Annotated in this window: 6 protein-coding genes and 2 tRNA genes; 7 read left to right on the top strand and 1 reads right to left on the bottom strand. The window is 56.0% G+C overall.

Annotated elements, in window-relative coordinates; genetic code table 11:
* Positions 1–90: 90 nt before the first annotated feature.
* Together ADJ24_RS08425 and ADJ24_RS08420 are read left to right on the top strand one after the other, a co-directional pair.
* Positions 91–165: transfer RNA gene (locus ADJ24_RS08425), tRNA-Gln, on the top strand.
* Positions 166–201: 36 nt separating this feature from the next.
* Positions 202–276: transfer RNA gene (locus tag ADJ24_RS08420), tRNA-Gln, on the top strand.
* 121 nt (positions 277–397) lie between these two features.
* Here ADJ24_RS08420 and ubiF read toward each other — a convergent pair.
* Positions 398–1,573: a 3-demethoxyubiquinol 3-hydroxylase gene (gene ubiF, locus ADJ24_RS08415; protein ID WP_023310761.1), complete on the bottom strand. Its 1,176-nt coding sequence runs from the start codon at positions 1,571–1,573 to the stop codon at positions 398–400.
* A 135-nt stretch (positions 1,574–1,708) separates the two neighbouring features.
* On the opposite strand from ubiF, the gene miaB reads away from it, so the two are divergent.
* From miaB to lnt, 5 genes are all read left to right on the top strand, one after another.
* Entirely contained in the window at positions 1,709–3,133 is a 1,425-nt protein-coding gene (miaB, locus tag ADJ24_RS08410) for a tRNA (N6-isopentenyl adenosine(37)-C2)-methylthiotransferase MiaB (protein ID WP_023310760.1), read from the top strand.
* Positions 3,134–3,296: 163 nt separating this feature from the next.
* The gene (locus ADJ24_RS08405; RefSeq protein ID WP_023310759.1) at positions 3,297–4,343 is read left to right on the top strand and encodes a PhoH family protein; all 1,047 of its coding nucleotides are present in this window, start codon (positions 3,297–3,299) and stop codon (positions 4,341–4,343) included.
* A complete protein-coding gene (gene ybeY, locus ADJ24_RS08400) occupies positions 4,340–4,807 on the top strand; it encodes an rRNA maturation RNase YbeY (RefSeq protein ID WP_008501052.1) in 468 nt (155 codons plus the stop codon). The genes ADJ24_RS08405 and ybeY overlap by 4 nt, the downstream gene beginning before the upstream one ends.
* 89 nt (positions 4,808–4,896) lie before the next feature.
* On the top strand, positions 4,897–5,775 hold the full coding sequence (gene corC / locus ADJ24_RS08395; RefSeq protein WP_021242574.1) for a CNNM family magnesium/cobalt transport protein CorC: 879 nt from the start codon (positions 4,897–4,899) through the stop codon (positions 5,773–5,775).
* A 5-nt stretch (positions 5,776–5,780) separates the two neighbouring features.
* On the top strand, positions 5,781–7,319 hold the full coding sequence (gene lnt, locus ADJ24_RS08390) for an apolipoprotein N-acyltransferase (RefSeq protein ID WP_023310757.1): 1,539 nt from the start codon (positions 5,781–5,783) through the stop codon (positions 7,317–7,319).
* Positions 7,320–7,651 lie beyond the last annotated feature (332 nt).

Genomic DNA, 7,651 nt, shown 5'->3' with positions numbered 1-7,651 from the left:
CATCACTCATAATGATGGGGTCACAGGTTCGAATCCCGTCGTAGCCACCAAATTAAGATTGTCGATTTTTCGGTAATCAACACAAATTGTTGGGGTATCGCCAAGCGGTAAGGCACCGGATTCTGATTCCGGCATTCCGAGGTTCGAATCCTCGTACCCCAGCCAATTTAAAAAGTCGTTAAGCAGTTTGTTTAACGCAATTGGGGTGTCGCCAAGCGGTAAGGCTCTGGTTTCTGATACCAGCATTCCGGGGTTCGAATCCCTGCACCCCAGCCACTTAAGTAACAAAAAAGCCCGCTCTGCGGGCTTTTTTGTTTTTGTTTTTGTTTTTGTTTTTAGTATTGTGCGGCCTGATGCCCTCACCCTGACCCTCTCCCACGGGGAGAGGGAATGAAAACTAAAGTCCTAAGGCGTATTTCAGCGCCTGACGCTTCAAACCACCTGCACGCTCCGCTGCCATCAATCCAATATTACGCAGAATGCGCACCGGGGCTAAGTCATTGCTGAACCCGGCATAGAACAGATCCATCCCCGACTGCATAATAAAGTTATCCGCCATGCGTCGCGTCTGGTAACGCTTCAGAATCTGATGGCTGGCCCAGTTTTCCGCGTGCCCGCGGGCGCTGCTCAGCACATCCAGTAACGCATCGACATCACGGTACCCCAGATTCACGCCCTGCCCGGCCAGCGGATGAATGGTGTGCGCTGCATCGCCCACCAGCGCCAGCCCTTCACGGGCATACTGCAAAGCATGGCGCCGCGTGAGGGGAAACGCCCCGGCAGCCACCGGCGTAACGTTGCCCAGACGACTCGGGAAATTCAGGCGAATTTCCCGCTGCAATTGTTCCATTGAAAGCCCCTGCAGCTGGCGAATGCGTGCCGGTTTGTCGTACCAGACCAGCGATGCCCAGTTATCAAACAGCGGTAAAAACGCATGCGGGCCATTCGGCGTAAAGTGCTGCCACGTGCTTTCTCCCGGCGCATTCTCGCACTCGACGGTAATCAGCATGCAGGACTGCTCATACTGCCAGGCATGAACGCCAATTCCCGCCATCTGTCGGACCTGCGAGTTAGCGCCGTCCGCTCCGACGACGAGCTTAACGGCCAGTTCATCGCCGCTGTCGAGCGTCAGCGAATACCCGCTCTCCTGAGGATGTAGAGCCTTAATCGACGCCGGAACGCGCAGCGTCACCTTCGGGTGCGCCTCCAGCGCCTGCCAGAGCGCCTGCTGAAGCACGTTGTTTTCCACCATATAACCCAGGCGCGGCAGCTTTAGCTCAGCGGCATCAAACGCGACGTGGGCATTTTCCCACTCCCAGGTTTCAAGACGGCTATAAGGATGGGCGCGCATCGCCAGCACCGCCTCCCAGACGCCCAGCCCGCGCAGCAGATCGACGGACGCCGCGCTGATCGCGGATATGCGCACATCCGGTTTGCTGGCGGGATCGAAGGCCGGCGGAGCAGCCTGTTCAATTACCGTTACCTCAAATCCCTGCTGCGCCAGCCCCAGCGCCAGCGCGCCGCCGACCATACCGCCGCCGACAACGGCAACTTCGGTGTGTAGGAGTGTCATGGTCAATTTTCCTTATTGGAGAATCCCTTAAGTTTACCGGATTTTTGCGGTCCTGAGACACATAACCTTCATACTGGTCACAACCCCACCAAAGCATTACAATACGCGGCTTGCAATCCTGAGCTGAGCAAGTCGATGACTAAAAAACTCCATATAAAAACCTGGGGCTGTCAGATGAACGAATACGATTCATCCAAGATGGCCGATCTGCTGGATTCAACCCACGGATACCAGCTGACAGAAAATGTGAAAGAAGCGGACGTGCTGCTGCTGAACACCTGTTCGATTCGTGAAAAAGCGCAGGAAAAAGTCTTTCACGTGTTAGGCCGCTGGAAGCTTCTCAAGCGAAAAAATCCGGACCTGATCATCGGCGTGGGTGGCTGCGTTGCGTCGCAGGAAGGTAAGCTGATCCGCCAGAGAGCCCCGTATGTGGATATTGTCTTTGGTCCTCAGACCCTGCACCGCCTGCCGGAGATGATCAATCAGGTTCGCGGCAGCCGCAGCCCGGTCGTTGACGTCAGCTTCCCGGAAATCGAAAAGTTTGACCGTCTGCCGGAGCCGCGCGCCGATGGCCCGACCGCCTTCGTCTCCATCATGGAAGGCTGCAACAAATACTGCACTTACTGCGTGGTGCCTTACACCCGCGGTGAAGAAGTCAGCCGTCCGGCAGACGATATTCTGTTTGAAATTGCGCAGCTTGCCGCACAGGGCGTTCGCGAAGTGAATCTGCTGGGCCAGAACGTAAACGCCTGGCGCGGGGAAAACTACGACGGCACCACCGGCAGCTTTGCCGAGCTGCTGCGTCTGGTGGCCGCGATTGACGGTATAGACCGCATTCGCTTTACCACCAGCCACCCGATGGAGTTTACCGACGACATCATTGACGTGTATCGCGATACGCCAGAGCTGGTGAGCTTCCTGCACCTGCCGATTCAGTGTGGCTCTGACCGCGTGCTGAACCTGATGGGCCGCCCGCATACGGTGCTGGAGTACAAGTCCACCATTCGCAAGCTGCGTGAAGCACGTCCGGATATCCAGATCAGCTCCGACTTTATCGTCGGCTTCCCTGGCGAAACCGCTGATGACTTCGAGCGCACCATGAAGCTCATCGGTGAAGTGAATTTTGACGTCAGCTACAGCTTCATCTTCTCTGCGCGTCCTGGAACACCTGCGGCCGATATGGTTGACGATGTGCCGGAAGAAGAGAAAAAGCAGCGTCTGTATATTCTGCAGGAGCGTATTAACCAGCAGGCCAACGCGTGGAGCCGCCGTATGCTCGGCACCGTTCAGCGCATTCTGGTGGAAGGCACCTCCCGCAAGAGCATTATGGAACTCTCTGGTCGTACCGAAAACAACCGCGTGGTGAACTTCGAAGGCACCCCGGATATGATCGGTAAATTCGTGGACGTCGAGATTGTTGAAGTGCTGACCAACTCGCTGCGCGCGAAGCTGGTACGCACCGAGGACGAAATGGGCCTGCGTATTGCCGAGTCACCGGAATCCGTGATCTCTCGTACCCGTAAAGAAAACGATTCTGGCGTGGGGATTTACCAGCCTTAATCCTCCTGGCCTGCCTTTCCGGCAGGCCTTGTATTTCCTCTCATCGTCCCCAATATCTTCCGCAACGCTTGCGCCTTTATTCTGTGGCGTGAATAATTTCGGTAATGACCGTTTTATTACGCCCTATCGCAATGGGTCAGTTAAACAATTAAAGAGGAACAGTTTGAATATAGATACGCGTGAAATTAGCCTTGAGCCAGCAGACAACGCTCGCCTGCTGAGCCTGTGCGGGCCGTTTGATGACAACATCAAACAACTGGAGCGACGTCTGGGTATCGAAATCAATCGTCGCGATAATCATTTCAAACTTACCGGACGCCCTATCTGCGTCAACGCCGCTGCGGACATTCTGCGTAGCCTGTATGTTGATACCGCCCCAATGCGCGGCGAAACGCAGGATATAGAGCCGGAACAGATCCACCTCGCCATTAAAGAGGCGCGCGTGCTTGAGCAAAGCGCGGAAAGCGTGCCGGACTACGGTAAAGCAATCAATATCAAGACCAAACGTGGCGTCATTAAGCCGCGTACGCCAAACCAGGCGCAGTACATCGCCAATATCCTCGACCATGACATCACCTTCGGCGTGGGTCCGGCGGGTACGGGTAAAACCTATCTGGCCGTTGCCGCTGCGGTAGATGCGCTGGAACGCCAGGAGATCCGTCGCATCCTGCTGACCCGCCCTGCCGTCGAAGCGGGCGAAAAGCTGGGCTTCCTGCCGGGCGATCTGAGTCAAAAGGTCGACCCGTATCTGCGTCCTTTATACGATGCGCTGTTCGAGATGCTCGGCTTTGAGAAGGTCGAGAAGCTCATTGAGCGTAACGTTATCGAAGTTGCCCCGCTCGCCTACATGCGCGGTCGTACGCTGAACGATGCGTTCATCATTCTCGATGAGAGCCAGAACACCACCATCGAACAGATGAAGATGTTCCTGACGCGTATCGGCTTTAACTCGAAAGCGGTCATTACCGGAGACGTCACCCAGATCGACCTGCCGCGCAGCACCAAATCAGGACTGCGCCACGCGATTGAGGTGCTGGCCGAGGTCGACGAAATCAGCTTTAACTTCTTCCACAGTGAAGATGTGGTACGCCACCCGGTGGTCGCGCGTATCGTTAACGCCTATGAAGCCTGGGAAGAGGCGGATCAGAAGCGTAAGGCCGAACTGGCCGCAGAACGTAAGCGCGAAGCGCAGGAGCAAGAACAGAAATGAGTCAGGTGATCCTCGATTTACAGCTGGCCTGTGAAGACAATTCCGGCATGCCAGATGAGGCACAGTTTCAGAAATGGCTGGATGCCGTTATTCCTCAGTTTCAGGAAGAATCAGAAGTGACGATTCGCCTGGTGGATGAAGCAGAAAGCCATGAGCTTAACCTGACCTATCGCGGGAAAGATAAGCCGACCAACGTGCTCTCTTTCCCGTTTGAAGCGCCTCCGGGCATTGAGATGCCGCTGCTGGGCGATCTGATCATCTGCCGTCAGGTGGTTGAACAGGAAGCGAAAGAGCAGCAAAAGCCGCTTGAGGCCCACTGGGCGCATATGGTGGTACACGGCAGCCTGCATCTGCTCGGCTACGATCACATTGAAGATGACGAAGCGGAAGAGATGGAGTCCCTCGAGACAGAGATAATGCTTGCTCTGGGCTATGAGGATCCGTACATTGCCGAGAAAGAATAGTCCGTCACCTGACGGACTCACATGCCGCCACGAAAGGATATCGCGTGGCGGTAAACGTTGAACTAACAAGAGAACCCTTAACAAACGCCATGAGCGACGACAATTCACACAGTAGCGACACGACAACCAGTAAAAAGGGATTTTTCTCCCTCATTCTGAACCAGCTTTTCCACGGCGAACCCAAAAACCGTGATGAGCTGCTGGAGCTGATTCGTGATTCCGGGCAGAACGACCTTATCGACGAAGATACGCGCGAAATGCTCGAAGGGGTTATGGACATCGCCGACCAGCGCGTTCGCGATATCATGATCCCCCGCTCGCAGATGATCACCCTGAAACGTAACCAGACTCTGGACGAGTGCCTCGATGTGATCATCGAATCCGCCCACTCGCGTTTCCCGGTCATCAGCGAAGACAAAGATCACATCGAAGGGATTTTGATGGCGAAAGATCTGCTGCCGTTTATGCGCAGCGATGCCGAAGCCTTCAGCATGGAAAAAGTGTTACGCCAGGCCGTGGTTGTGCCGGAAAGTAAACGTGTGGATCGGATGTTGAAAGAATTTCGCTCTCAGCGTTACCACATGGCGATTGTTATTGATGAGTTTGGTGGCGTTTCCGGTCTGGTCACGATCGAGGATATTCTTGAGCTGATCGTGGGCGAAATCGAAGACGAGTACGACGAAGAAGAAGATATCGACTTCCGTCAGCTTAGCCGCCACACCTGGACCGTGCGCGCGCTGGCCTCCATCGAGGACTTCAACGACGCCTTCGGTACCCACTTCAGCGATGAAGAGGTCGATACCATTGGCGGGCTGGTGATGCAGGCCTTTGGCCACCTCCCGGCGCGCGGTGAGACCGTTGACATCGACGGTTACCAGTTCAAAGTGGCAATGGCCGACAGCCGACGTATTATACAGGTTCACGTCAGAACGCCGGACGACTCACCGGTGCCAAAACTGGAAGATTAATGTAAATGGCATTTGCCCCACTGCTTGAACGCCAGCGCGTCCGTTTGCTGCTGGCGCTGTTACTCGGAGCCAGCGGTACGCTGGCTTTTTCTCCTTACGATATCTGGCCCGCCGCCATTCTCTCCCTGATGGGGCTTCAGGGCCTGACCCTGAATCGTCGTCCGGTACAGGCTGCTGCCATCGGTTACTTCTGGGGGCTGGGGCTGTTTGGCTCAGGTATCAACTGGGTCTATGTCAGCATCGCCCAGTTTGGCGGTATGCCTGGCCCGGTAAACGTCTTCCTGGTGGTATTGCTCGCCGCGTATCTCTCGCTCTATACCGGTCTGTTCGCCGGCATCCTTTCTCGCCTGTGGCCAAAAACCACCTGGCTGCGCGTCGCCATTGCCGCGCCGGTAGTCTGGCAGATAACCGAGTTCCTGCGCGGCTGGGTGCTGACGGGCTTCCCGTGGCTACAGTTCGGCTACAGCCAGATTGACGGCCCCCTGAAGGGGCTGGCGCCGGTAATGGGCGTTGAGGCCATCAACTTCCTGCTGATGGTGGTGAGCGGCCTGCTGGTATTAGCGCTGGTCACACGCTGCTGGAAGCCGCTGGCTGTGGCGCTGGTGCTGTTTGCCCTGCCCTTCCCGCTGCGCTATATCCAGTGGTTCACGCCCGAGCCAGAGCGCACCATGCAGGTTTCCATGGTGCAGGGGAACATCCCGCAGTCCATGAAGTGGGACGAGAAAGAACTGCTGAATACGCTGAAGATCTACGCCAACGCCACCGAAGAGGTGATGGGAAAATCACAGCTGATTATCTGGCCGGAGTCTGCCATTCCCGATCTGGAGCTCAACCAGCAGCCGTTCCTCAACATGATGAACGACCTGCTGCTGGCGCGCGGCAGCACCCTGATCACCGGGATTGTCGATGCGCGTCTGAATCAGCAGAACCGCTACGACACCTACAACAGCATCATTACGCTCGGGAAAGGTAGCGAGTACAGCTACCACTCCACAGACCGGTACAACAAAAATCACCTGGTGCCATTTGGTGAATTTGTCCCGCTGGAGTCGATTCTGCGCCCGCTGGCCCCGTTCTTTGACCTGCCGATGTCCTCTTTCAGCCGCGGCCCGTACGTACAGCCTCAGCTGCACGCGCACGGCCTGGCCCTGACGGCGGCCATCTGCTACGAAATCATTCTCGGCGAGCAGGTACGCGATAACTTCCGCCCGGATACCGACTATCTGCTGACCATCTCCAATGATGCCTGGTTTGGTAAGTCAATCGGGCCGTGGCAGCACTTCCAGATGGCACGTATGCGCTCTCTGGAGCTGGCGCGTCCGCTGCTGCGCAGCACCAACAACGGCATCACCGCCGTGATTGGTCCGCAGGGCGAGATTCAGGCGATGATCCCGCAGTTTACACGCGAGGTGCTGACCACTAAAGTCACGCCAACCACGGGGCTGACGCCATATGCGCGCACCGGCAACTGGCCGCTGTGGGTACTGACCGCGCTGTTCGGCTTTGGCGCGGTGCTGATGAGCCTGCGTCAGCGTCGTAAATAACCTTTCCTTCTGTTGCCGGGTGGCGTAGCCGCCACCCGACAATTTTCTCCAGACTCCCATTCTGGCACGCCTATTGCTTTGTTTATTCAGGTAAACGCAGTTTGGCTTAACGTGCAACTTTGTCGCACCAGCGTAGATCATCGGCAGCACCGAAACGGTGCAACGGGAGATATTTGCCTCTGAATGGTGCGGCGCGCTTCGCAAAAATAAACAATAACGCAGCAAAATCTTTACATTAAGCCAGACTAAATGTTAACAAGCTTGCATAACACTGCACTCGCACTGCGCGAGATATAACAACATCACAATGGGTATCAATGCGTCGCTGGCGC

It is taken from the genome of Enterobacter sp. 940_PEND (assembly GCF_001059415.1).
GTDB classification, from domain to species: Bacteria; Pseudomonadota; Gammaproteobacteria; order Enterobacterales; family Enterobacteriaceae; genus Enterobacter; species Enterobacter cloacae_M.
Note: the sequence above shows the minus strand (reverse complement) of the source record. Positions and strands in the feature narration are given on the sequence as shown.

Bases quoted from the DNA above. Each gene is read 5' to 3' on its own strand.
- ybeY (WP_008501052.1), top strand. From the start codon at position 4,340: ATGAGTCAGGTGATCCTCGATTTACAGCTGGCCTGTGAAGACAATTCC.
- corC (WP_021242574.1), top strand. From the start codon at position 4,897: ATGAGCGACGACAATTCACACAGTAGCGACACGACAACCAGTAAAAAG.
- lnt (WP_023310757.1), top strand. From the start codon at position 5,781: ATGGCATTTGCCCCACTGCTTGAACGCCAGCGCGTCCGTTTGCTGCTG.
- miaB (WP_023310760.1), top strand. From the start codon at position 1,709: ATGACTAAAAAACTCCATATAAAAACCTGGGGCTGTCAGATGAACGAA.
- ubiF (WP_023310761.1), bottom strand. From the start codon at position 1,573: ATGACACTCCTACACACCGAAGTTGCCGTTGTCGGCGGCGGTATGGTC.